This is a genomic window from Pseudomonas sp. F220 (assembly GCF_057813935.1).
In genome coordinates, this window is sequence record NZ_JBVASJ010000042.1 from 1 (window position 1) to 23,378 (window position 23,378).

General features: G+C 57.1%; 21 protein-coding genes and 1 tRNA gene. 8 read left to right on the top strand and 14 right to left on the bottom strand.

Annotated features, from left to right (window positions below; genetic code table 11):
* Positions 1-300: 300 nt before the first annotated feature.
* Positions 301-377 (bottom strand) — tRNA-Arg (locus tag ACZYSM_RS25165).
* A gap of 550 nt (positions 378-927) precedes the next feature.
* Between ACZYSM_RS25165 and ACZYSM_RS25170 the strand changes: the two genes are divergently transcribed.
* Positions 928-1,107: a PA3371 family protein gene (locus ACZYSM_RS25170; RefSeq protein WP_489075715.1), complete on the top strand. Its 180-nt coding sequence runs from the start codon at positions 928-930 to the stop codon at positions 1,105-1,107.
* Here the strand turns inward: ACZYSM_RS25170 and phnN are convergent.
* A complete protein-coding gene (phnN, locus tag ACZYSM_RS25175; RefSeq protein WP_489075781.1) occupies positions 1,082-1,666 on the bottom strand; it encodes a phosphonate metabolism protein/1,5-bisphosphokinase (PRPP-forming) PhnN in 585 nt (194 codons plus the stop codon). The two genes, ACZYSM_RS25170 and phnN, sit on opposite strands and share 26 nt — an antisense overlap.
* A gap of 385 nt (positions 1,667-2,051) precedes the next feature.
* On the opposite strand from phnN, the gene ACZYSM_RS25180 reads away from it, so the two are divergent.
* A complete protein-coding gene (locus ACZYSM_RS25180) occupies positions 2,052-2,378 on the top strand; it encodes an Arc family DNA-binding protein (RefSeq protein WP_489075717.1) in 327 nt (108 codons plus the stop codon).
* 166 nt (positions 2,379-2,544) lie between these two features.
* On the opposite strand, the gene mgtE is transcribed toward ACZYSM_RS25180, so the two are convergent.
* Positions 2,545-3,987: a magnesium transporter gene (gene mgtE / locus ACZYSM_RS25185; RefSeq protein WP_489075719.1), complete on the bottom strand. Its 1,443-nt coding sequence runs from the start codon at positions 3,985-3,987 to the stop codon at positions 2,545-2,547.
* 319 nt (positions 3,988-4,306) lie between these two features.
* Between mgtE and ACZYSM_RS25190 the strand changes: the two genes are divergently transcribed.
* The gene (locus ACZYSM_RS25190; protein ID WP_489075721.1) at positions 4,307-4,798 is read left to right on the top strand and encodes a cell envelope protein SmpA; all 492 of its coding nucleotides are present in this window, start codon (positions 4,307-4,309) and stop codon (positions 4,796-4,798) included.
* Positions 4,799-4,844: 46 nt separating this feature from the next.
* On the opposite strand, the gene fadD1 is transcribed toward ACZYSM_RS25190, so the two are convergent.
* Both fadD1 and fadD2 read right to left on the bottom strand, forming a co-directional pair.
* The gene (fadD1, locus tag ACZYSM_RS25195; RefSeq protein WP_489075723.1) at positions 4,845-6,536 is read right to left on the bottom strand and encodes a long-chain-fatty-acid--CoA ligase FadD1; all 1,692 of its coding nucleotides are present in this window, start codon (positions 6,534-6,536) and stop codon (positions 4,845-4,847) included.
* A 407-nt stretch (positions 6,537-6,943) separates the two neighbouring features.
* Positions 6,944-8,632, bottom strand: a complete 1,689-nt coding sequence (gene fadD2 / locus ACZYSM_RS25200; RefSeq protein ID WP_489075725.1) for a long-chain-fatty-acid--CoA ligase FadD2 — start codon at positions 8,630-8,632, stop codon at positions 6,944-6,946.
* A 212-nt stretch (positions 8,633-8,844) separates the two neighbouring features.
* Here fadD2 and ACZYSM_RS25205 point away from each other — a divergent pair, with 212 nt between their 5' ends.
* Positions 8,845-9,789 carry an alpha/beta hydrolase gene (locus ACZYSM_RS25205; RefSeq protein WP_489075727.1) on the top strand — a complete coding sequence of 315 codons (945 nt, stop codon included), beginning with the start codon at positions 8,845-8,847 and terminating at the stop codon, positions 9,787-9,789.
* A 56-nt stretch (positions 9,790-9,845) separates the two neighbouring features.
* Complete coding sequence (locus ACZYSM_RS25210; protein ID WP_020295762.1) at positions 9,846-10,316, top strand: MaoC family dehydratase; 471 nt, start codon at positions 9,846-9,848, stop codon at positions 10,314-10,316.
* Positions 10,317-10,417: 101 nt separating this feature from the next.
* On the opposite strand, the gene ACZYSM_RS25215 is transcribed toward ACZYSM_RS25210, so the two are convergent.
* Genes ACZYSM_RS25215 through ACZYSM_RS25225 form a run of 3 tightly spaced genes read right to left on the bottom strand, consistent with a single transcriptional unit; the run spans position 10,418 to position 13,482 of the window.
* Positions 10,418-11,290 (bottom strand): efflux RND transporter periplasmic adaptor subunit, encoded by an 873-nt coding sequence (locus ACZYSM_RS25215; RefSeq protein ID WP_489075729.1) that lies wholly within the window; start codon positions 11,288-11,290, stop codon positions 10,418-10,420.
* A 10-nt stretch (positions 11,291-11,300) separates the two neighbouring features.
* The gene (locus tag ACZYSM_RS25220; protein ID WP_489075731.1) at positions 11,301-11,507 is read right to left on the bottom strand and encodes a DUF1656 domain-containing protein; all 207 of its coding nucleotides are present in this window, start codon (positions 11,505-11,507) and stop codon (positions 11,301-11,303) included.
* Positions 11,494-13,482: an FUSC family protein gene (locus ACZYSM_RS25225; protein WP_489075733.1), complete on the bottom strand. Its 1,989-nt coding sequence runs from the start codon at positions 13,480-13,482 to the stop codon at positions 11,494-11,496. The genes ACZYSM_RS25220 and ACZYSM_RS25225 overlap by 14 nt, the downstream gene beginning before the upstream one ends.
* A 364-nt stretch (positions 13,483-13,846) precedes the next feature.
* Between ACZYSM_RS25225 and ACZYSM_RS25230 the strand changes: the two genes are divergently transcribed.
* Together ACZYSM_RS25230 and ACZYSM_RS25235 are read left to right on the top strand one after the other, a co-directional pair.
* Positions 13,847-14,092, top strand: coding sequence for a DUF3820 family protein (locus tag ACZYSM_RS25230; protein WP_489075735.1), 246 nt, complete (start codon positions 13,847-13,849; stop codon positions 14,090-14,092).
* A gap of 163 nt (positions 14,093-14,255) precedes the next feature.
* Complete coding sequence (locus ACZYSM_RS25235; protein ID WP_489075737.1) at positions 14,256-15,440, top strand: aminotransferase class V-fold PLP-dependent enzyme; 1,185 nt, start codon at positions 14,256-14,258, stop codon at positions 15,438-15,440.
* Between the two features lie 222 nt (positions 15,441-15,662).
* On the opposite strand, the gene ACZYSM_RS25240 is transcribed toward ACZYSM_RS25235, so the two are convergent.
* Genes ACZYSM_RS25240 through zwf form a run of 3 tightly spaced genes read right to left on the bottom strand, consistent with a single transcriptional unit; the run spans position 15,663 to position 18,515 of the window.
* Entirely contained in the window at positions 15,663-16,328 is a 666-nt protein-coding gene (locus tag ACZYSM_RS25240; protein ID WP_489075739.1) for a bifunctional 4-hydroxy-2-oxoglutarate aldolase/2-dehydro-3-deoxy-phosphogluconate aldolase, read from the bottom strand.
* 17 nt (positions 16,329-16,345) lie between these two features.
* A complete protein-coding gene (pgl, locus tag ACZYSM_RS25245; protein ID WP_489075741.1) occupies positions 16,346-17,059 on the bottom strand; it encodes a 6-phosphogluconolactonase in 714 nt (237 codons plus the stop codon).
* Complete coding sequence (gene zwf / locus ACZYSM_RS25250; RefSeq protein WP_489075743.1) at positions 17,046-18,515, bottom strand: glucose-6-phosphate dehydrogenase; 1,470 nt, start codon at positions 18,513-18,515, stop codon at positions 17,046-17,048. The genes pgl and zwf overlap by 14 nt, the downstream gene beginning before the upstream one ends.
* A gap of 206 nt (positions 18,516-18,721) precedes the next feature.
* On the opposite strand from zwf, the gene ACZYSM_RS25255 reads away from it, so the two are divergent.
* On the top strand, positions 18,722-19,582 hold the full coding sequence (locus tag ACZYSM_RS25255; protein ID WP_489075783.1) for a MurR/RpiR family transcriptional regulator: 861 nt from the start codon (positions 18,722-18,724) through the stop codon (positions 19,580-19,582).
* 81 nt (positions 19,583-19,663) lie between these two features.
* Here ACZYSM_RS25255 and ACZYSM_RS25260 read toward each other — a convergent pair whose 3' ends face one another.
* The 3 genes from ACZYSM_RS25260 to ACZYSM_RS25270 all read right to left on the bottom strand — a co-directional run bounded on the left by ACZYSM_RS25260 (position 19,664) and on the right by ACZYSM_RS25270 (position 23,378).
* On the bottom strand, positions 19,664-20,518 hold the full coding sequence (locus tag ACZYSM_RS25260) for a D-hexose-6-phosphate mutarotase (RefSeq protein ID WP_489075745.1): 855 nt from the start codon (positions 20,516-20,518) through the stop codon (positions 19,664-19,666).
* 158 nt (positions 20,519-20,676) lie between these two features.
* The gene (locus ACZYSM_RS25265; RefSeq protein WP_489075747.1) at positions 20,677-22,023 is read right to left on the bottom strand and encodes a carbohydrate porin; all 1,347 of its coding nucleotides are present in this window, start codon (positions 22,021-22,023) and stop codon (positions 20,677-20,679) included.
* Between the two features lie 194 nt (positions 22,024-22,217).
* Entirely contained in the window at positions 22,218-23,378 is a 1,161-nt protein-coding gene (locus ACZYSM_RS25270; RefSeq protein WP_489075749.1) for an ABC transporter ATP-binding protein, read from the bottom strand.

The window sequence follows — 23,378 nt, forward strand, 5'->3', positions numbered from 1 at the left end:
CACAATGACCTTTCAGCCAAGCCCTTCAGGTGGAATAAGACGGCTGAATCAATCATCAGCTCTGTAAACAAAGCAAAGCTGGGGGCGATAAAGAATAAGTTATTGAATTAACCGCTCAGGACACTAGCGCGCAGCGAAAAGGCGCACATCCATGCGACCGCATGGGCTCGTATGCACACGCACGATAGGCAGCTGGGAGATAGCAGGAATCAAACTGAGGTAGGCTTTTCGAAGTAGCCACTTAAAACGACAACCAGTCAAAAGCAAAACTAAATAAATCGCTGAAAACCTTGAATTATATGGTGTCCCAGGGCAGGTTCGAACTGCCAACCTTCCCCTTAGGAGGGGGATGCTCTATCCAATTGAGCTACTGAGACATAGGGCGACCGCAAAAATGAGCGGCGCGAGGGACGGCGTGCATGGTAACGGCCAAGCCTGCTTTTGTCATGTCGTCCGTGGGGCTTTTTAAGTGTAGGCCAGAGTCAACGCGGCACCGCTGCGTCGACGATCGTGCAAATTGCGTCCATGCAAAAAGCCATCATTACAAAATGCAATCATCGACCTCCCCCAATAAAAACTTAAGCTATTGTTTTTAAAAGACTTAATAGACAATAAACGTTTGGTACGACCGCTGCTTTATTACCTCTCAAAAGAACAGCGGAGACAACGCCATGAACAGCGCCCTTTTTCTCCTGAATGCCATTGCCTTGGCGGTCGTGGTGATTTTTCATTTTTAGCCTGCTAGCAGCGCTGATCAGTTGGCATCAGCTGATGCCCATTACACACAAGATCGACCACCCAAAATGATGGTGATGAGCGACCAGGCTCTTGAGTCGGCCCAGATAGCGAGCGATACCCAGGTCGAGCACCCTACCCGTCAGCATTCGGAAAGCTGGGTATTTTGAATCACTTCATCAGGAGCACAGCATGTCAAAACCAGCCGCAGGATTTTTGATTCTCGCAATACTCAGTGGTGCCTTGAATCTCACCCCGACAGGGAAAGACTCAAGCCCTCTGCCGATGGTTGCTTGCGGAGCATTTACCGGATTGTTCATTTTGGCGCTGATCGCCGGACGCAAAATCAAGTTTGATCCGGTGTTGCGCTGATACTTACCAGCTCCAGCAGCCTGAGGAAATGGTCGACAGTGACAGACAATTCACCTGAATTATCCAGACGCATGACTGGATCCGCGCCGTCTGAAGATCCACTGGCGAGAAACAAGTCATTGCGCTGCAACCTCGCTTCAATTTCATCGGAGTTTTCACGCCCGCGCCGTACAAGTCGATGACGCAAGACCTCGCTCTTTACTGTTAACAAGATGGGTAGCAACGTCGGGTAACGCTTGCGCGCTTGAGCTAAATGCTCCCTGGAGCCATTTACCAGCACATTGCGTCCAAGGGCCAGCCACTCATCAATCTGGACCGGAATTCCGTAATCGAGACCATTGGCGTGCCAATACAACGCAAAGCCTCCTTGCTGCCTAAGTCGCTCGAACTCCGCTTGAGAGACACCCATGGCCTCCTCCCCTGCAGACTCGGCCGAGCGCGTGATGACTCGTCGCACCACATCGCAGCCAAGCCTGTGCAAAAGCTCGCGGGAAGCGTCGATAAGGCTGTCTTTACCCGCCCCCGACGGCCCCATCAAATAAATCAGTCTGCCCGGCATCTCGGTAACGTCTCTTGTCAGCTGGCAGCCTAGTAAATCGGCCATTTGCCACTATTCTGTACAAGACAGGGATTAATGATCGGATCCGCATAGCATGCGCCCTTGGGAGGCTTCAGACACCTTCTGTCGGGCGAGTGGACGCGGTCAGATAAGCGGGCTGGAGCAATCTTTCAAACCAGTCCGCATTTCTGATAATTGGTGCTGGCATAACGCCTTTATCCAGTTCAATATTTGTCACAGAATTGACGCCAACGATCTGGCATTTTCGAGGCATGATGCGGGCCTCTTAACAATTCAGGTTGAACATTTGGTTGTAACGCTTGTCCTAACAGACATCTTGCGGCCAATTCCGAAAACCGCTCCCCTGAACTAACCGGTTAAATATATGCGCCCATTGAAACAGGCAATTTATTCCAGCCGTACGGCTGACAAGTTCGTCGTGCGTCTGCCCGATGGAATGCGTGAACGCATCGCCGAGGTGGCTCGCAATCATCATCGCAGCATGAACTCTGAAATCATCGCGCGCATGGAGCAAAGTCTTATTCAGGAAGGCGCGCTGGGTGAAGAATTGAGCATGCGGATGGACAGCCCGGAGCTGTCACTGCATGAACGCGAACTGCTTCAACGCTTCCGCCAACTCTCACATCGTCAGCAAAACGCACTGGTTTCCCTGATCGCCCATGACGCCGAAATGGCAGCAGACGCCTCCTGATTCCATCCTGAAAGCTCAAGCCAGCCTAGCGCTGGCTTTTTTTCGACCAAAATCCGGCACGACCCGGCGTTTCAGTGGATGCAAGCGCAGCTCTACTGCTGAGCAATCAAGAATGGATATAAGGAGTCGCGCAGCCTGCCAATCGGCGAGACTGCGCAGAGAAGATTCAGAGCAGGAAAATCGTCGCCAGCCCGAGAAAGATGAAGAACCCGCCACTGTCAGTCACCGCAGTGATCATCACGCTCGCCCCCATTGCAGGGTCACGCCCGACCCTCGCCAGGGTCATGGGAATCAGGACGCCCATCAGCGCCGCCAGTAATAGATTGAGGGTCATCGCCGCCGTCATCACCACGCCCAGCGACCAACTGCCATAGAGCAGGTAGGCGACCACACCGATCACCCCACCCCAGACCAGGCCATTGATCAATCCGACGGCCAGTTCCTTGCGCATCAAACGGGAGGTATTGCCGGTACTGACCTGATCCAGCGCCATAGCGCGCACGATCATGGTAATTGTCTGGTTCCCCGAGTTGCCGCCAATACCGGCAACAATCGGCATCAACGCGGCCAGAGCCACCAGTTTCTCGATGGAACCTTCGAACAGGCCGATCACTCGAGACGCCACAAAAGCGGTAATCAGGTTAATTGCCAGCCAGGCCCAGCGGTTGCGCAGGGACTTCCAGACTGACGCAAAAATATCTTCCTCCTCGCGCAGACCCGCCATGTTGAGAACTTCGTTTTCGCTCTCTTCACGAATCAGGTCGACCATTTCGTCGATGGTCAGACGGCCGATCAGCTTGCCGTTCTTGTCGACCACCGGAGCTGAAATCAAGTCATAACGTTCGAAAGCCTGTGCAGCGTCGTACGCATCTTCGTCCGGGTGAAAACTCACCGGATCGCTGGCCATGACATCAAGCACTTGCTTGTCCGGGTCGTTGACCAACAACCGCTTGATCGGCAGCACGCCCTTGAGCACACCGCCGTAGTCAACCACGAACAGTTTGTCGGTATGACTCGGCAGCTCTTTGAGCCGACGCAGGTAACGCAACACCACTTCGAGACTGACATCTTCACGGATAGTCACCATCTCGAAGTCCATGAGCGCGCCGACCTGATCCTCGTCATAGGACAACGCGGAGCGGACACGCTCACGCTGCTGGCCATCGAGGGTTTCCATCAGTTCGTGGACGACGTCTCGCGGCAGCTCAGGCGCCAGGTCAGCGAGTTCGTCGGCATCCATTTCCTTGGCAGCAGCCAGAAGCTCGTGATCGTCCATGTCGGCGATCAGCGTTTCCCGAACCGAATCGGATACTTCAAGGAGGATATCGCCGTCGCGCTCGGCCTTGACCAGTTGCCAGACAGTCAGACGCTCTGCAAGCGGCAGGGCTTCAAGGATGTAGGCAACGTCGGCGGAGTGCAGGTCATCGAGTTTGCGCTGCAACTCGACAAGGTTTTGCCGGTGAACCAGGTTCTCGACCCGGTCGTGATGATGACCTTCCTGGCGATGAGTCAGGTCTTCGACTACCCGCTGGCGCTGCAGCAGCTCAACGACTTGAGCGAGGCGGTCTTGCAAACTTTCTTGCGTTTTCTTTACTTCAACTTCAGACATAGGCGAACTCCACTCCCAGCAGCGGGGCACGCCGGAAGGATCAATCAGTCAATTCATGATTGTAAAAACGAGGTACTGAGTAACTACTGGGTAAGTCCATGGAGGTATTCCACAAGCCCCGGCGGGGCTGACGGGCGCAATGATACACCGCCTGATGCCCTTTAACGCTAAAAAATCTTGGCAAGAACAAGCGCTTGCGACGCAAACCTGAGCGCTGTCCGAATCTATAGACCTGCGACGACTCATTCAGAAAAGAAAACACACACGGGTCAAAAAAGTACCGTCTATCCTTTTTCCGGACCGTCACGGAGGACGTCGCATGCCACTGAGAAAGATCTCATCCTTGTGTTTCACCCTGCTCTGGCTATCGATGCAAGCAAACGCCACGACTGTGCACCGATGCGAAAACGCTGGCGGGCATGTCACCTTCACCACCCTGGGTTGTGCGCCACAAGAGACACTGTTGATTCAGAATGCGGTCAATGTAGCACCGGGCGGCATCAAGGCAATCGCCCCAAAGAGCCGATTCCAGGAAACATTCAGTACGAAATCAGCAAAAGAGCAGCTGGTTCTCGTCGGGCAGCCCGATGACGATTGTGGAAATTTACTCAGCGCCAAAGAACGCCGCCAAGCGATTATCAATCAACGAATCGTGCCTGGCATGAATCAGCAGGAAGTCGAAAGCGCACTCGGCAAACCTGACAAAATCAGCATTCGAAATGCGACCACAAGCTATCGTTACGACGCAAAGACAGGTCGTAGCGCTCAAATCGTGTTCGACGCCAAAGGCTGTGTAAAAGGCAAACGCTAGACAGCAAAAAGCCCGCACTTGGCGGGCTTTGTATTTTACAGCCAGCTTACTTCTTCAAGCCCAGCTTCTTCAGTTCTTCATCGCGCAGTTCACGGCGCAGGATCTTGCCCACATTGGTGGTCGGCAGCGCATCGCGGAACTCAATGGTTTTCGGCACTTTGTAACCGGTGACGTTGGCGCGCATGTGCTCCATCACCTGCTCCTTGGTCAGGGTCACACCCGGTTTGGCAACGAGGAAAATTTTGATCGCCTCACCGGACTTCTCGTCCGGTACGCCGATGGCCGCGCACTGCAACACGCCTGGCAAGGTCGCCAGTACGTCTTCCAGCTCGTTCGGATAAACGTTGAATCCGGAGACCAGAATCATGTCCTTCTTACGATCGACGATGCGCATATAACCATCTGGCTGGATCAGTGCGATGTCACCGGTCTTCAACCAGCCTTCGCTGTCGAGAATCTCGTCAGTAGCCTCCTGACGCTGCCAGTAGCCCTTCATGACTTGAGGGCCTTTGACGCACAGCTCACCGATTTCGCCCAGCGGCTGTTCGACACCGGCGTCATCAATGATTTTGCAGACAGTGGACGGCACCGGAATACCGATGGTGCCGATCTGAATGTTCTGGATCGGATTGACCGTCGCCACCGGGCTGGTTTCGGTCATGCCGTAACCTTCGCAAATGGAGCAACCGGTCACCGCTTTCCAGCGTTCGGCAGCGGCCAGTTGCAGGGCCATGCCACCAGACAGGGTGATTTTCAGTGCCGAGAAGTCCAGCTTGCGGAATGCCTCGTTGTTGCACAGAGCCACAAACAAGGTGTTCAAGCCGACAAAGCCGCTGAACTTCCACTTCGACAGTTCCTTGACCATCGCCGTCAGGTCGCGCGGGTTGCTGATCAGGATGTTGTGGTTGCCGATCAGCATCATCGCCATGCAGTGAAAGGTGAAGGCATAGATGTGGTACAGCGGCAGCGGCGTGATCAGGATCTCGCAACCTTCATTCAGGTTGGAACCCATCAGCGCCTTGCACTGCAGCATGTTCGCCACCAGGTTGCGGTGGGTGAGCATCGCGCCCTTGGCCACGCCAGTGGTGCCGCCGGTGTATTGCAGTACTGCGACATCGCTGCCGGCAGGGTTGGCGTCGCGGATCGGTTGACCGCGGCCTTTGCTCAACACGTCATTGAACTTGATGGCCTTGGGCAAGTGATACGCCGGGACCATCTTCTTTACATACTTGATGACGCTGTTGATCAACAAGCGCTTGAGTGGCGCAAGCAGGTCGGCCACTTCGGTGACGATGACATGCTTGACCGAAGTTTTGGGCACCACGGCTTGTGCCAGATGCGCCATGTTGGCCAGGCACACCAGCGCCTTGGCACCGGAATCGTTGAATTGGTGTTCCATTTCCCGCGCGGTGTACAGCGGGTTGGTGTTGACTACGATCAAACCGGCGCGGATGGCACCAAACACGGCGATCGGGTATTGCAACAGGTTCGGCAACTGCACGGCAATTCGATCGCCTGGCTGCAAGTCGGTATGCTGTTGCAGGTAAGCGGCAAAAGCGCCCGACAATTCGTACAGCTCACCGTAGGTGAGCGTCTTGCCGAGGTTGCTAAAGGCCGGCTTGTTGGCAAAACGCTGGCAAGATTGCTTCAACACCGCCTGAATATTCGGATACTCGTCTGGATTGATCTCGGCAGCAATCCCAGCTGGGTACTTATCCTTCCAAAAGTTTTCGATCATGGAAGCCCACTCCTCAGCAACGCGAATTCATCACCGCATTTAGTTAGTGCGATTATTATTGGTGTGTGTTTTTTATTGGTGAATCTGGCTTTTTACTTAGGCCGAGAAGTCACAAAGCGGGCCGAGAGTAGCAGCTTTGCCAAGGGCCGACTAGAGCCAAAGAAGGCCTCTATAGTCACATTAGTGACTCATGATTGTTCAGTGGTCACTTTTAGAGTAAAGATTCTATAGTGCCTTGAAGCCCTCTGAAATGGGCCTTTAAAAGCAAAAAATCGCAGCCTATCGGCAACGCCTACGGGACCTGTGTTCACCGCAAAATCATGGAGTGAGCTCGGTCGGCGTAGTAGCTGCCGATAGGTTGCGATCTATTCGGTATCGACTCGATCCAATACTTCGCTACAAACCAATCACGCGATATCGCGCAACTCCCGCCGCAGGATTTTACCCACTGGGGTCATCGGCAGCGAATCGCGCAGCACAATGTGTTTGGGCACTTTGTAGCCGGTGAAGTTTTCCTTGCAGTAAGCCTTCAGCTCTTCAAGGCTGACACCCGATTCGCGAGCGACCACAAACAACTTCACCGCCTCGCCCGAACGATCGTCCGGCACACCGATTACCGCACAGTTGGCGACTTTCGGATGGGCCATGACCACATCTTCGATTTCATTCGGATACACGTTGAAACCCGAGACGATGATCATGTCCTTCTTACGGTCGACGATCCGCACAAAACCGTCCGGATCGATCACCGCGATGTCGCCTGACTTGAACCAGCCTTCGGCATCCAGAACTTGTGCTGTGGCTTCAGGCTGCAGCCAATAACCCTTCATGATTTGCGGGCCTTTGATGCAGAGCTCACCGCGCTCGCCCAGCGGCTGCTCGACGCCCTCGTCGTCAATGACTTTCAGGGTGGTACCCGGCACTGGAAGACCCACCGTGCCTAATCGTGACTTGTCACCGTAAGGATTGGTGCAAGCGACCGGCGAGGTTTCGGTCAGCCCGTAACCTTCGGTAATACGGCAACCGGTCATGGCCTGCCAACGCTCGGCAGTGGCTTTGACCAACGCCGTCCCGCCGGAGTTGGTGAGTTTCAGATTGGAAAAGTCCAGGGTCTTGAAGTCCGGGTGATCCATCAGCGCGACGAACAAGGTGTTGAGCCCGAGCAGCGCCGAGAACCGCCAGTTTTTCAGTTCTTTGATAAAGCTGGCGATGTCCCGCGGATTGGTGATCAGTACGTTGTGGTTACCGGCCACCATCATGCACATGCAGTTCGCGGTGAAGGCATAGATGTGGTACAGCGGCAATGGCGCGATCATCACCTCCTGGCCTTCCCTGAGCAGTGGCTGGCCATCGTCGCCGAGCTGGGACAGGCAAGCCCGCGCTTGCTGCATGTTCGCCACCAGGTTGCCATGGGTGAGCATCGCCCCCTTGGCCAGTCCCGTGGTGCCGCCGGTGTATTGCAGCACCGCGACATCGTCGAGGCTGACGGTTAATGGCTTGATGCCCTGCCCACGACCCAGACGTAGCGCGCTCTTGAACGAAATGGCCTGGGGCAGGTTGTAGGCCGGCACCATCTTCTTCACTTTGTCGACTACGGTGTTGATCAGCCAGCCCTTGGCGGAAGGCATCAGGTCGCCCATCTTCGCTTCGATCAGGTACTGGATATCCGTATCGGCCAGCACTTCCTGGACCTTATGGCCGAACATATTCAGGTAGACCAGCGCCCGGGCGCCGGAGTCCTTGAACTGGTGACGCATCTCACGCGGGGTATACAAAGGATTGGTGTTGACCACGATCAACCCGGCGCGCAACGCCCCGAACACGGCAATCGGATAATGAAGGACATTGGGCATCTGCATCGCAATACGGTCGCCAGGCACCAGATCGGTGTGCGCTTGCAGATAACCTGCGAATGCCGCGCTGTAGCGTTCCAGCTCGGCATAAGTCAGGGTCACCCCCATATTGCTGAACGCCGGGCGATCAGCAAATTTCTTGCAGGAACGCTCGAAAACCTCGATCACCGACTTGTAGGCATCCAAATCGATATCCAGGGGGACGCCGGCCGGGCGTTTGTCATTCCAGAAATCAGGTTGCATTGTTCTTGTCCTCTTTACCTGAGCGTGTCCGGGCCGCATCTCTGTTGCTTTGAAAAGCGGGGCTCTCCGGACGTTAGCAGTTATAACGATTCAGGCAAATACACGCAGGCGTGTCATTGATAGTGTGAATCTTGTTGCTGAGGCACGCCCTGATCAGACGGCAATCGTCTGATGAGTTATACAATGCAATGACCCCGAGCAAAGGAATCGCCATGATCCACGATACTTTCTGGCTGACTGCGAGTGACCGCAGCCGCCTTTACGTCAACCAGTGGCTACCTGAAGCCCCGCTCAAAGCGGTGATCTTGTTGGCCCATGGGATGGCCGAACATAGCGGTCGCTACGCTCGCCTGGCCGAAGAGCTCTGCGCTCAAGGCTATGGGGTGTACGCCCCGGATCAACGTGGTCACGGTAAAACCGCCGAGCACGGTGTCTTGGGGCATTACGCAGACAAGGACGGCTGGCGCAAGGTGGTCGGCGACCTGGCGTGCCTTAACCAGCACATCGGCCAGCATCATCCCGGAACACCTATCGTGCTACTTGGCCACAGCATGGGCAGCTACATCGCCCAAGGTTATCTGCTGCACCACAGCGCCAGCTTGCACGGAGCGATTCTCAGCGGTTCAAATTTTCAACCCGTTGCGCTTTACCGAGTCGCCCGTCTGATTACGCGTTTCGAACGCTTGCGCCAGGGCCCCACCGGTCGCAGTGCGCTGATCGAATGGTTGTCATTTGGATCTTTCAACAAAGCGTTCAAACCCAATCGAACACGTTTTGACTGGCTCAGCCGAGATCCCGACGAAGTCGACAAGTACGTCAATGACCCGCTCTGCGGCTTCCGGTGCACCAATCAGCTATGGATCGACATGCTGGGCGGGTTGCAGCAAATCAGCAAAGCGTCCAATCTCGCTCAGATCGATCCGGGCCTGCCGCTGCTGGTAATCGGTGGTGAATGTGATCCTGTGAGCAACGGCACACGTCTCAAAGACTTGTCCGATGCTCTGCGCAAGGCCGGAAGCCAGTGCCTGCAATTGAATATCTACCCGCAGGCTCGGCACGAGCTGTTCAACGAAAGCAACCGCGATGAAGTAACGAGGGATGTACTGGCGTGGCTGGAGCAGGCATTGAAAAATCGCCGACCACCACGAACTGAATAATTTTTGTTTAAAATCAATACGTTAATTTAATTACTTCGTCACAGGACTTGAGATACATGACCCAGGTTACCAACACCCCATACGAAGCCCTCGAAGTCGGCCAGACCGCCAGCTACAGCAAAACCGTTGAAGAGCGCGATATTCAGCTCTTCGCCGCGATGTCCGGTGACCACAACCCGGTGCACCTGGACGCCGAATTCGCAGCCGCGACCATGTTCAAGGAGCGCATCGCTCACGGCATGTTCAGCGGCGCCCTGATCAGCGCTGCCGTTGCGTGCGAGTTGCCTGGGCCGGGCACTATCTATATCGGTCAACAAATGAGCTTCCAGAAACCAGTGAAGATCGGCGACACCTTGACCGTGCGCCTGGAAATCCTCGAGAAGCTACCGAAATTTCGTGTGCGCATCGCTACACGCGTGTTTAACCAACGCGATGAGTTGGTGGTAGATGGCGAGGCTGAAATCCTCGCTCCGCGTAAACAGCAGACCGTGACACTGCCGACATTGCCGGCGATCAGTATTGGCTGAAATTTTGTTAAGGATCGAAAGTTTTCTGTAGCAGTTGCCGAAGGCTGCGTCCGGCCCGGGACGAACGCAGCCTGGCGGCAGCTGCTACGAATGCAACAGCCTTACTGCGACCCACCCGCCTGCTCCTCCACCTGCACACTCGCCGTCATCCCCGCGCTCAGGTTGATGCCGTCAGGCAGCTTATCGAGTTTGATCCGTACCGGAATCCGCTGTGCCAGGCGCACCCAGTTGAAGGTCGGCTCCACTTCCGCCAACAGTTGCCCGTCCGGCGTGGCGTTGCGGTCGGTGATGCCGCGGCTGACGCTTTCGACATGGCCTTGCAGCGCTTCGCCTGCGCTCATCAGCCAGACCTTGACTGAGTCACCGACCTGAATACGCGGCAGTTTTGTCTCTTCGAAATAGGCTTGCACGTAGAAGGTTGAATCGTCGATCAGCGCCATCACCGGCTGCCCGGCATTCACGTAGTTACCTTCGGCCAGACGCAGGTTGGTGATATGTCCGTTGCGCGGCGCATGCACTTCGCTGCGAGCCAGGTTGAGTTCGGCGACCTTGGCTTCAGCCTGAGCCTGGCGCAGTTCACCTCGGGCAATCCCGGCATTGATCTGCGCGTTTTCCCGCAGCTCGGCACTGATCGCCTGCGGCCCGAGGCTGGCGCGGCGACTCGCTTCATGCTCACGCAAGCTGAGTTGCTGCTGACGGGTTTGCACCACCGCCTGAGCTTTCTCCAGCGCGGCTTCGAAGCGGTCACGATCGATACTCAGCAGCAAATCGCCGGCCTTCACCTGCTGATTATCGTAGGCCTTGAGCTGGCGCACCCAACCCGAAACGTCCGGCGCAACGATCACTACGTCGGCACGGATCCGCGCATCGCGGGTCCAGGGCGTCAGCATGTAGTACTTCCACAGATGGAAGCCGGCGAGCACCGCCACAGCCACCAGGCACAGGGTAATAGCAACACGTACCGATGTACGCATAGTCAACTCCTTATAAAGGTCCGAGGACGACGGTGATCAGGGTCAATACACAGACGTACAAGGCACAATCGAATAGTGCTTCGTGCCAAATCCAGCGTCCCAACGGCGTGACACGCAGCAACATGCGCAACGCCCCCGTCAGCAGCAGCGCCAGCACGACATAAATCAGAAACGGACTGAGCAGAATCCCGCCCAGTGACCACTCACGCAGCCCCATGGTTTTCCTCCTGTTGACGACACCAGCTGCGCCAACTGTTTTGCAATTGCAGCACTGCACCTTGTGCCAGTTTCAGTGCATCGCTGGGCGGCAAGGCTTGCAGGGTTTGCAGCAACGCAGCACTGGGTTGCGCGAGTGCATCGGCGCGGCTGCCGGCCGGACCTTGCTCCAACACATTTTCCAGTTGCTGAAGATAATCGCGCTGTTGCGTGCTGATCGGGACCTGCGCGACGGCCAGACTCAAGCGCAAATGCAGCAGCTCATCGCCGATGTCCAAACCGAGCAGACCGTCATCCCAGCGGCTGCGGGCCTGCTCCGGCAACTCCGGATAATGCCGCGCCAGTTGCAGCAGACGATCAGCCATGCGCCCGCCGAACCAGCTTTCTGCCCCACGCAGATTGCGCCGGGTCAGTCGCACCAGATCATCGAGAGTCGCGGCCAGTAAACGGCGACCGTGCCACGCGGGGTTACGCAAGATCAGCAGATGGAAGGCCAACACCGCCGCACCCACACCAAGCAATATCGCCTGTGCACTGTTAAAGAAGGTCGCGACGTCAAACTTCATCGCATTCAACGGTGACACCAGCACCACAAAATGCAGGCAAAAGGAGGTGGCCGTCGCGCCGATCTGTGGCTTGGCCATGCCCAGCGCACCGAAGAACAACGGCACACCCATGGCCATGCACAACATCGGGAAGCCGCTCCATTGCGGCAACAGGATTTCGCCAACGACAAAGGCCACGGGAATCGCCAGCAGGATCCCGCGCAAAAAACTCATGCCGATCTGCGCACCATTTTCGCGACTGGCAAACAAGCTGCAAACCACGCAGGTCAGCAACAATGCGCCCGAGGCCGCAGGCCAGGCCGTGGCCAGCCAAAAACACGACACCACAAGAAACGCCAACGCGCTGCGGGCACCGAAAACCAGCGCCAGTGCGAGGTCGCGATGGGGTGCCAGGCTGTTAGGTAGCTCGCTCGGATTGCTGCCCTCCTCCACCGCGCGCAATGCCAGCCCCGCGACCAATGCGGTGTCCAGCAGCAAGGCCAAACGCGCCAGGCAATAACTGTGTGCCGAGCTGATCTGCGGGTCATGAGCGGCGTCCTGAACCCGAGGGCGCAAGGCTTGCAGAGCCGACGTGTCTAGTGCTTCCAGCGCCTCCAGCACCTCACTCAACCAGGGCGCCAACTGCGCGGTTTCTTGCTCGTCCAGTTGTCGCCATTGTCGGCGCACCGAGCGGGCGATCCGCAGCAGCATCAATAGCTTTTGGCTCAAACCGCTGATCGCTCGTGCCCGCTGACGACCCAGGCCACCCTCGAACCAGGCATGCTCGCGCTGAGCATCTACGGCGACGATTCGCCCGAGAATTTCCAACAACCCTTTGCGCGCCTGAGCATCGCCAGCCAAGGTTGCACGAGCTGCTTGAAGTCCGCTCTGCCAGGCAGTGCGCGCTTGCTCGGCCAGTTGGCGCTCGACCCGCATCGGCCAAAGCAAAGCGCTGCTGGCCGTGGCGCATACAATACCGAGGCTGATTTCCGTACAACGCGCTACGGCCTGATCGAACACCGTCAGCGGATGTGTCAACGCTGGCAAGGCAATGATCGCTACGGTGTAACCAGCCAGCACAAAGGAATAGGACCAGGCGCTGCGCAGCAAGGTCGAGCTGGCCGTACACAACCCTAGCCACAGCGCCAATGCCAGCAAAAACAACCAGGGTGTCTGGGCAAACAGCCCCATGAACACCACCGACATAATGGTCCCCACCAGGGTTCCCAGCAGCCGCGCCAGTCCCTTTTGCACCACCATGCCGGACAAGGGTTGCGCGACGATAAACGCCGTCATCAACGCCCAGGCCGGCTGCTCCAGACCCCAGCGCAATGCAAGCCATAGCGCCAAGCCACCGCCGAGCACGGTTTTGATCGCAAATTGCAGTGCGCGAAGGTTAGGCGCAAGCAAGGCTTGCAAGGTAATACGCACGAGGAGAACCCTTGAAACGACACCGTAACGATAGTCGGGATAAGTGTGAGGATATGATGAGCAAATTATTAGCTAGCTAACTATTTTTAGTCTAGCGTTAAATCGAACTCACAAAAAAATCCAGACTGGCAGGCGTTTTTGACAGATGGTTACAGCTTACGAACGGGCACGAACCTACTGCACATGATCTTCACAATGTTCGGCTTCGTTTATGGCAGCCCGAAAATTAATATTTTTATGTTACTTTTCAATAAGTTAACTTTTTACTGAATATCTGTATCCGCGTTATTTGCATGATCTGTCAATTGGCCTGCATGCAGAATGCCTGTATTTTCCAGAATGTTTGAATCAAGACGGCTGCACCATGAATCCCGAAAAGCTCGAACTGCTGGTCACTCGTGAAATGCCCTTCGGCAAATACAAGGGCCGCATCATTGCCGACCTGCCCGGCCAATACCTGAACTGGTTCGCCCGCGAAGGTTTTCCTCACGGTGAACTGGGCGGCTTGTTGGCCTTGATGCAGGAAATCGATCACAACGGTTTGTCCGACCTGCTCGACCCACTACGCGCCAAGCACGGCAAACCCAAACCTGGTGGCCTGTATGGCTAGTTCGTTAGCTCAAGTTCGGATGCCAGAAGTCCATAGCCAAGGCGCTGTGACGAGTCATAGCCCGCTATGGCGAGGAACAGCAACGCTGGATATGGGCTTCTGGCGCCGAAGTTGACTAACAGAACTAGCCACACAGGCCACTAACCACTGACCGAGCCGTCCCATGCCCGAGAATACCCGCCACGCCCGCGATGAAGATTTTTGGCAGACATTCGCCGACCGCTTCGAGGTCGAGCCAGGCCCCATCAACCTGGAAAACGGGTACTTCGGGCGCATGAGCCGCACCGTGGTTGATGAATACCAGCGCAATATTGCCTTCATCAACCGCAGCAACTCGGTGCATGTTCGCCAGCATTTCGAACACGTCGAAAGCGTGCAGATTCGCAGTCAACTGGCCGACCTGCTGGGGGTCGATCCCGAAGCGGTCGCCCTCACCCGCTGCGCCTCGGATGCCCTGCAATCGCTGATCCGTAACTACAACACCTTGCAGCCCGGCGACCAGGTGCTGTTCAGCGATCTGGAGTACGACACGGTCAAAGGTGCCATGCGTTGGCTGGCGCGCAATCGCGGGGTGGAGGTAATCAAGATCGAGCATCGCCACCCCGCCAGCTTCGACAGCTTGCTGGCAAGCTACCGTGACGCCTTCATGCAGTACCCGCGTTTGAAGCTGATGGCATTGACTCACGTAACCCATCGCACCGGGCTGGTCATGCCGGTGCAGGCCATTGCCGCGGCGGCCCGGGAACATGGCGTCGATGTGATCCTCGACGGCGCCCATGCCCTCGGTCAGATTGAGTTCAACCTCGATGAGCTGGGCATCTCCTTTGCCGGTTTCAATTTACAGAAGTGGATCGGTGCGCCGCTGACCTTGGGCTTTGTCTATATCGCCCCACAGCGCTTGGCCGACATTGATCCGGACATGGGTGAAAGTCATTTCCCGATCACGGACATTCGCTCACGCACGGCCTATAGCACGCCAAATATTCCGGCGTTGCTGACCTTGCCGCTGGTGTTTGAAGAACATCGGATCATGGGCGGTTCGGCCACTAAAGGCGCGCGACTGAATTACCTGCGTGATCTGTGGGTGAGAGCGGTTCGCGAGTTACCGGGCATCGAAGTGATGACCCCGGACGACCCACGACTGTATTGCGGCATCACCTCGATGCGCTTCACCCGACACGCCGATCAGCACTTGATGGCCGAGCGACTGCTCAAGGACTACAACCTGTTTACCGTGGTACGCAGCGGCTCGGCGGTTGGCCCATGCATTCGGATTACACCGGGGTTTATCACTTCGGCAGCAGATATGCGGTTACTGGCGCGGGCATTGATTGAGTTGAGCAGTTAGGTCTTTGTTGCCAGCACCATTGCCTTCGCAGGCAAGCCTCGCTCCTACAAATTACGCGTACCTGTAGGAGCGAGCGGTGCGGCGATCCGACTTGCCCGCGATGGCGCCCTGAGCGGCGATACAAAACCTGACGAAGATGGCTTTTGTTCAGGCAAAAAAAAACGGCGCACCGACCAAGTGCACCGTAAAGCCGTAGAACAACAACGTTTTCAGTAAAACCAATCAGTCCAGCAGGGCCAGAGCCTCTGCGGTGCATTCCTGGATCCGGGCCCAGTCGCCGTTTTTGATCCACTCGGGATCCAGCATCCAGCTACCGCCGACACACATCACATTCTTCAATGCCATGTAGCTCTTGATGTTGGCTGGGCTGACGCCACCCGTTGGGCAGAAGCGCACTTCGCCGAACGGACCGCCAAGGGCTTTGATCGCTGCGACACCGCCACTGACTTCCGCCGGGAACAGCTTGAAGCGGCGATAACCCAAGGCGTAACCCTCCATGATCCCGGAAGCGTTGCTGATGCCGGGCAACAGCGGAATCGGGCTGTCGACACTGGCTTGGAGCAAGTCGCGGGTAATGCCCGGGGTGACGATAAATTGCGAGCCGGCCGCTTCAGCAGCGGCAAGCATAGTGCGATCAAGCACGGTGCCGGCACCGGTGACCAGTTCCGGACGCTGTTCACGCAGCACACGAATCGCCTGAAGGCCGAACTGCGAACGCAGGGTCACTTCCAGGGTTTTCAAACCACCAGCGGCCAATGCATCGGCAAGCGGCAGAATGTCTTGCTCGCGGGCAATGGTGATCACCGGCAGAATCCGCGCCTTGGCGCAGAGGCTGTCGATCAGGGCAACTTTGTCCGCCATGGAAACGGTCGGGAGTGTGTTTGTCATAGCGGCTGATCCTTGGCTCATGGGCACCAGTAAATCTCTAACGTAGGTTGCAGAAACGCGCGAATCGGCATAACGGCGACATCGTCACCGGCCAGTGCCGCACTCAGGGTGGTCAATTTGGATTGACCGGAAATCGACAGAACAGTGACCTTCGCCGATGCCAGCAGCGCGCGGCTCATGCTCAGGCGCTGATGCGGCACGGTTGGCGCGAGCATCGGCCAGCAGCGACGCAAGCCATCAAGCTTCAACGCCTCGCCAAGGTTCGGGCTGTTGGGGAACAGCGACGCGGTATGCCCGTCATCGCCCATACCCAACACCAGCACATCAATGGGCGGCAACTCGGCCAACAAGCGGTCTGCCAACTGCGCAGCTTCTTCCAGGTTTGCCGAAGCGCTGTACAGGCTCAGGAAACGTGCTTTCCCAGCCGGACCTTGCAACAGATAACGCTTGAGCAGACCGGCATTACTGTCGGCATGTTCAACCGGTACCCAGCGCTCATCAGCGAGGCTGACCACCACCTTCGACCAGTCCAGTTCCTGCTTGGCCAGGTGCTGGAAAAACGCCACCGGGCTGCGACCGCCGGACACCACCAGAGTCGCTACGCCACGGGCGCTAATGGCCTCGCGCAGTTGCTCTGCAATCTTCAGCGCCAGACCTTCGGCCAACATCGTCGGACTGTGGAACTCATGGGCGCTGACGCCCTGAGGCAGTTTGAATTTAGATATCGCCATACCACGACCTCCCATCCCGCGTGATCAATGCAATGGAACTCATCGGCCCCCAGGACCCGGCCGCGTACGGCTTGGGCGCATCACCGGATTTTTTCCACCCGGCGATCAACTGGTCACACCACTTCCACGCAGCTTCGATTTCATCTTTACGGACAAACAGGTTCTGATTGCCGCGCATCACTTCCAGTAACAACCGCTCGTAGGCGTCGGGAATCCGTGCGCTGCGCCAGGTATCGGAAAAATTCAACTGCAATGGACCGCTGCGCAGTTGCATGCCTTTATCCAGGCCTTGTTCTTTGGTCATCACGCGCAAGGAAATACCTTCGTCCGGCTGCAGGCGGATGATCAGTTTGTTGCTGATCTGCAGGCGCTGCTCGGGGGCGAAGATGTAGTGCGACGGTTCCTTGAAGTGGATGACGATCTGCGACAGTTTCTGCGGCATGCGCTTGCCGGTGCGCAGGTAAAACGGCACCCCGGCCCAACGCCAGTTGCGAATATCGGCGCGCAGGGCAACGAAGGTTTCGGTGTCGCTCTGGGTGTTGGAGTTTTCTTCCTCCAGGTAACCCGGTACCGATTTGCCTTCGCTGTAGCCGGCAATGTACTGGCCGCGTACCACTTGCGTGGTCAGGCCTTCCGGACTGATCGGCGCCAGTGCCTTGAGTACTTTTACTTTTTCGTCACGGATGCTGTCGGCGGACAGGTCGGCCGGCGGATCCATGGCGATCAGACAGAGCAGTTGCAGCAGGTGATTCTGGATCATGTCCCGCAGTTGGCCGGCCTTGTCGAAGTAGCCCCAACGGCCTTCGATACCGACCTTCTCCGCCACGGTGATTTCCACGTGGGAGATGTAGTTCTGGTTCCACTGGGTTTCGAACAGGCTGTTGGCAAAGCGCAGTGCGATGAGGTTCTGTACCGTCTCTTTGCCCAGGTAGTGGTCGATCCGGTAGGTGCGGTTTTCCGGGAAAAACTGCGCCACCGCATCGTTAACCTTACGTGACGACTCGAGGTCCGAACCGATCGGTTTTTCCAGCACCACGCGGGTGTTCTCGGTCAGGCCGACCTTCGACAGGTTCTCGCAGATCGCGCCGTAGACCGCCGCCGGGGTGGCGAAGTAAGCAATCACACGCTGCGCGGTGCCGGCTTGTTCGGCCAGGGCGACGTAATCGTCAGCCTTGAGGAAGTCGACATGCAGGTAACTCAGGCGCGCCAGGAAGCGTTCGGCCACCGCCTCGTCGAGTTCTTTGGCATCCACATAACGGCGCAGCTCGGCCTCGATGAATGCCAAATGCTGCTGCTCGCTGCCAGGCTCACGCGCCAGCGCGATAATCCGCGTGTCATCGTGCAGCAGGCCAGCGCCATCAAGTTGATACAGGGCAGGAAACAACTTGCGAAGCGCCAGATCGCCGAGGGCGCCGAACAAGGCAAAGGTGCACGGTTCAACCGTAATCGAGGGCATGATGTTTGTTCTTTTATCAAGTTAAGCTACAAATACCTTTTTTTAAGGCATCACTCAAGGGAAAATGTAGTAATAACCACAACATTTACTCAAAATATAGATTCCGAGTGGTGGTAGGTCGAGGCCATCAGTAGGATAGGCCACCGCCGAGGGCCGCTACAAAGGCCCAATTTGCATAGCCGACCAAGGAAACCCGAATGGACCGCATGCGAAATCTTCTGGAACATATCCAGAAACGCCTCGAAGAATTGAATAAGGCTGAACGCAAAGTCGCCGAAGTCATCCTGCTCAACCCACAGCAGGCGACCCGCTTCAGCATCGCCGCCCTCGCCCAGGCCGCTTCGGTCAGCGAGCCGACGGTCAACCGTTTCTGCCGCTCGTTCGGCGTCAGCGGCTATCCGGAACTTAAACTGCAGCTGGCCCAGAGCCTGGCCAGCGGCGCGGCATATGTCAGCCGTGCGGTAGAGGCCGACGACAATCCTGAAGCCTATACCCAGAAGATCTTCGGCAGCGCCATCGCATCCCTGGACAGCGCTTGCCAGGCGCTGGACCCGAACCTGATCAGCCGCGCCGTCGACCTGCTAATCCAGGCCCGACAGATTCACTTCTTCGGCCTCGGGGCTTCGGCTCCGGTGGCACTGGACGCCCAGCATAAATTCTTCCGCTTCAACCTGGCGGTCACCGCCCATGCGGATGTGCTGATGCAGCGGATGATCGCCTCAGTCGCCCACACCGGTGAGTTGTTCGTGATCATCTCTTACACCGGTCGCACCCGCGAACTGGTGGAAGTGGCGCGCATCGCTCGGGAGAACGGTGCGTCAGTACTCGGCCTGACCGCGGCCGGCTCACCCCTGGCCAAGGCCAGCACCCTGAGCCTGAACATTCCGCTGCCTGAAGACACCGACATCTACATGCCGATGACCTCGCGGATCATCCAGCTCACCGTGCTCGACGTGCTCGCCACCGGCATGACCTTGCGCCGTGGCGTGGACTTCCAGCCGCACCTGCGCAAGATCAAGGAAAGCCTGAATGCCAGCCGCTATCCGATTGGAGATGAGTTTAGCTAACCCGGCCTGATCTCTTCGTCGCCGGATAAACCGTCTTCGCGAGCAAGCGAAGGCGATGGCCGCAACACCACAGAGCTTGAGCTAACCCCCAACCCGCGCCTGCAAACTCAAATGCGCCCTCTCCCCCGGCGCCAGGCTGAGGCTGTTGGTCCCGCCGCTGGCCGCCTCGACACAGACGAACCCTGAAACCTCACTCCAGCTCACGCCCAACAGTGGCCGCGTCCCGGGATGCCAGACCACGGTGTCGGCGCTGTCACCGGTATCGATACACAATTCGCGCTGCCAGGCATGGTCCTTGAGCTGTAACTCACCCTCATGCTGGAACACCCGCTGGCAGCCGCCCTCCACCCGTAACTCGCCTTTTTGCTGGCAAGCCTGGCGGCTCAACTGGTCATAACCCTGCACGCCATCGAGCCCAGACAGCGCTACCTCGCCAACATCACCAATACGCCAGTAAGCATGCAAAGCATGACTCAACTGGCACGGCAGGCTGTCCTGATGCTCGGTACTCAGACGCAAATCCATGCTTTCGCCCAAGTGCGCATGGAGGTCCACTTGCCAGTCGCACAGTTGCAATTGCCAGTGCAGTCGCACGCCATCATCGTCACTGCTGCTGTCGAGCAGCTTCCAGTCGATCAATCGTGCCCAGCCATGGGAGGGCCAGGCGTTTTCGCTAGGATGACGGCCATACCAGGGCCAGCACACCGGCACACCACCACGAATCGCCCCGACCTGCGGCCATTTTGCCGCACACCAGAGCCAGGGCTTTTGCCCCCGTGGCTGGAAGTGCAGCAATTGCGCGCCCTGGCGACTGAACACCGCCTGGCACAGCGGATGATCGATCACCAGCACATCACGCAACTGATAGCGCTCCCACGCAAACGTCGGGCGCTCGCGCAGGGATTTGAAGAAGCGTTGTAGCGGATGCTCATGCATGTGCCGCGGTCCTGAAAATCATTTGCCCTACCTGATCGTTCTCACACAGAGCGTGGGAACGCGATCTGTATGAGGGGTTGCGCCGCCCCCAAAAAAAAGCGGATAGCCTTGGCCATCCGCAAATATGCGCACATAGAGAGGAGCTTATCGCAACAGCGTTAGAACACCGACTGAATTTTCAGACCAGCCACCAGCGCGTTGTCGACTTCATCAACACCGCCCGGGTGAGTGATGTATTGCAAGTTAGGACGCACAGTCAACCAGTTGGTAACGTGGAAACCGTAGTTGATCTCGTAGTTGTACTCGGTGGAACGCAGTGGCGAGAACAGCGGATTGTCATAGTCGGTGACACCATTGGCGGCGTTGACCAACTCGGCGTTTTTCTTCACATCATCGTTGACATGGATACGGGAAAAACCGATCCCGACGTCATCTTTTGGACGTGCGTCGAACGGCCCCTTGTACACGAACATCAGCGATTGGTAGTTATCAACGAGGTTGGTGTCCTTGTCGTGGAAGGTCGCGTTGGCCGCGACGTTCAGACCGCGAGAAGCGTCGCCGTTGTGGCTGGTGAGTTGCTGCTGCGCAACGAACCAGTAACCGTGCTTGCTGTCGTGAACACGGTAGGGCGCACCCGTCGTTGCGGCATTTCCACCATTGTCGTCCTTGAGCACGTCATTGGCAGGAGCCGTGCTTTTGTAGTAACCGACACGGTATTCGCCCGGCAGGTCGTTGACCTTCGGCGACCAGACCAGTTCGACTGGCAAGACGGTGCCCTTGGTGCCACTGCCGCTGAGCTTGAAGCCGTTACCGTGCTCCAGTTGCGATGGGTTCTGGTTGTACGCGCCGATCTGCGCATAGAACTCAGGCGTGATGTTGTACTTCACGCGGATCGCCGCCTGCATGACCGGCCAGTTGAACCAGATACCGGTCGCCCAGTTACCCGCTTGGGAACCGCAGAACGCCAGGTTCTGGAACTCGCAAGGGAAGGTGTTGAAGTCTTCGCCTTCGCCGAAGTAACCGGCTTTGACGTCTAGTTTACCGTCGAGGAACTGGTGCTGGACCCACAATTGGGTCAGACGGACCATATGGCCACGGCCGTAGACTTCCTGGGAGGAACTCAAGGTGCCGGCACGCGGGTCGCCGACACGGTCATTGGAGATGTTCTGACCGTTACGGTTGGTGAGCTGGATCTTGGCCTGGGTGTTATCCCAGCCCATCAGTTTTTGCAGGTCCAGCGCCACGCCCAGGCCAAACTGGTCGGCGTAACGCGCAGTCTTGTCGTCGTTGTAGCCGCCGTGGAGGTTGCCGCCCACTTCACCGACGTAGTCCGCCTTGATGTCGATACCTTGTTCGATCAGCTTGGTCCGCTCGCCACCCCAGTCACCCGTCATCCACTTGGAGTCGGCGCTGAACGCGTCAGCCGCGTGTACGGTACCGGCCATGATCATCACCGCAACAGCTGACAATTGGCAGATAAGCTGCGCGTTGTTCTTCTTTTTCATCCCTACATCCTCGTCTTTATTGTTATTAACTGTTTTTATCTAACGCGGTTTACAGCGGTTGCGACGGGCGACAGGCCGCGCGCCGCGCATCCCCCTGTGGGAGCGAGCCTGCTCGCGATGAGGTCAGCCATTCAGCATCACTGTTGACTGTTACACCCCAATCGCAAGCAGGCTCGCTCCCACATTTTTGATCTTTATCTGCCTTTGAATTGAGCGACATTGGCGCCGTGCGCTGCGGTTTTTGCTTGACCGGCGGTCCCCAAACGCTCGCCAGTTTTGGCGTCGAATAGCAGCACTTTGGATGGATCGAACTGCAGGGTCAGGGTCTCGCCCACTTGCGGCGCGACGTCCGGCGCCAAACGGCAGCAGACCTTGGTCTCGTTGAGATTGACGAACACCAGAGTGTCCGGACCGGTCGGCTCAGTCACCTGAACTTCGGCACGAATGATCGGCAAACCATTTGGCTCGCTCGGTGCCAGAACGATCTGCTCCGGACGCATGCCGAGGATCACTTCACGGTCCTCAAGACCGGCGTCCTGAATGCCCAGCGGCAGCTCGCAACGCGCCTGGCCGCTGTCGAGCAGCGCCACCAAACGGCCTTCCTTGCGTTGCAAACGCAGCGGGATGAAGTTCATTGGCGGTGAGCCAATGAAGCTGGCAACGAACAGGTTCGCCGGGTCGTTGTAGATCTGCTTTGGCGTACCGAATTGCTGAATGATCCCGTCCTTCATCACCGCCACTTTGTCGCCCAGGGTCATGGCTTCGATCTGGTCGTGGGTGACGTAGACCGTGGTGGTTTTCAGGCGCTGGTGCATCAGTTTCATTTCAGTGCGCATCTCGACTCGCAGCTTCGCGTCGAGGTTGGACAGCGGTTCGTCGAACAGATAAATCTTCGGCCGCCGAGCCAGTGCCCGGCCCATGGCAACCCGCTGTTGCTGACCACCGGAGAGCTGGCCGGGTTTGCGGCCGAGCAGGTGTTCGATTTGTAGCAGCTTGGCGACGCGGGCGACTTCTTCTTCGATCTCGGCCGCCGGCTTTTTGCGGATCTTCAACCCGAAGGCGATGTTGTCGCGCACGCTCATGGTCGGGTACAGCGCGTAGGACTGGAACACCATGGCGATGTCACGGTCTTTCGGGCTCATGCCGCTGATGTCGAAATCGTCCACCAGGATCGATCCGCCGCTGATGTTTTCAAGCCCTGCGATGCAGTTCATCAGGGTCGACTTGCCGCAACCGGACGGGCCGACGAGGATCAGGAATTCACCGTCATCGATCTTCAGTTCGATGTTTTTCAGGGTGTCCGGCAAACCGCTGCCGTAGGTTTTGTTGACGTTGCGTAATTCGAGAGTTGCCAT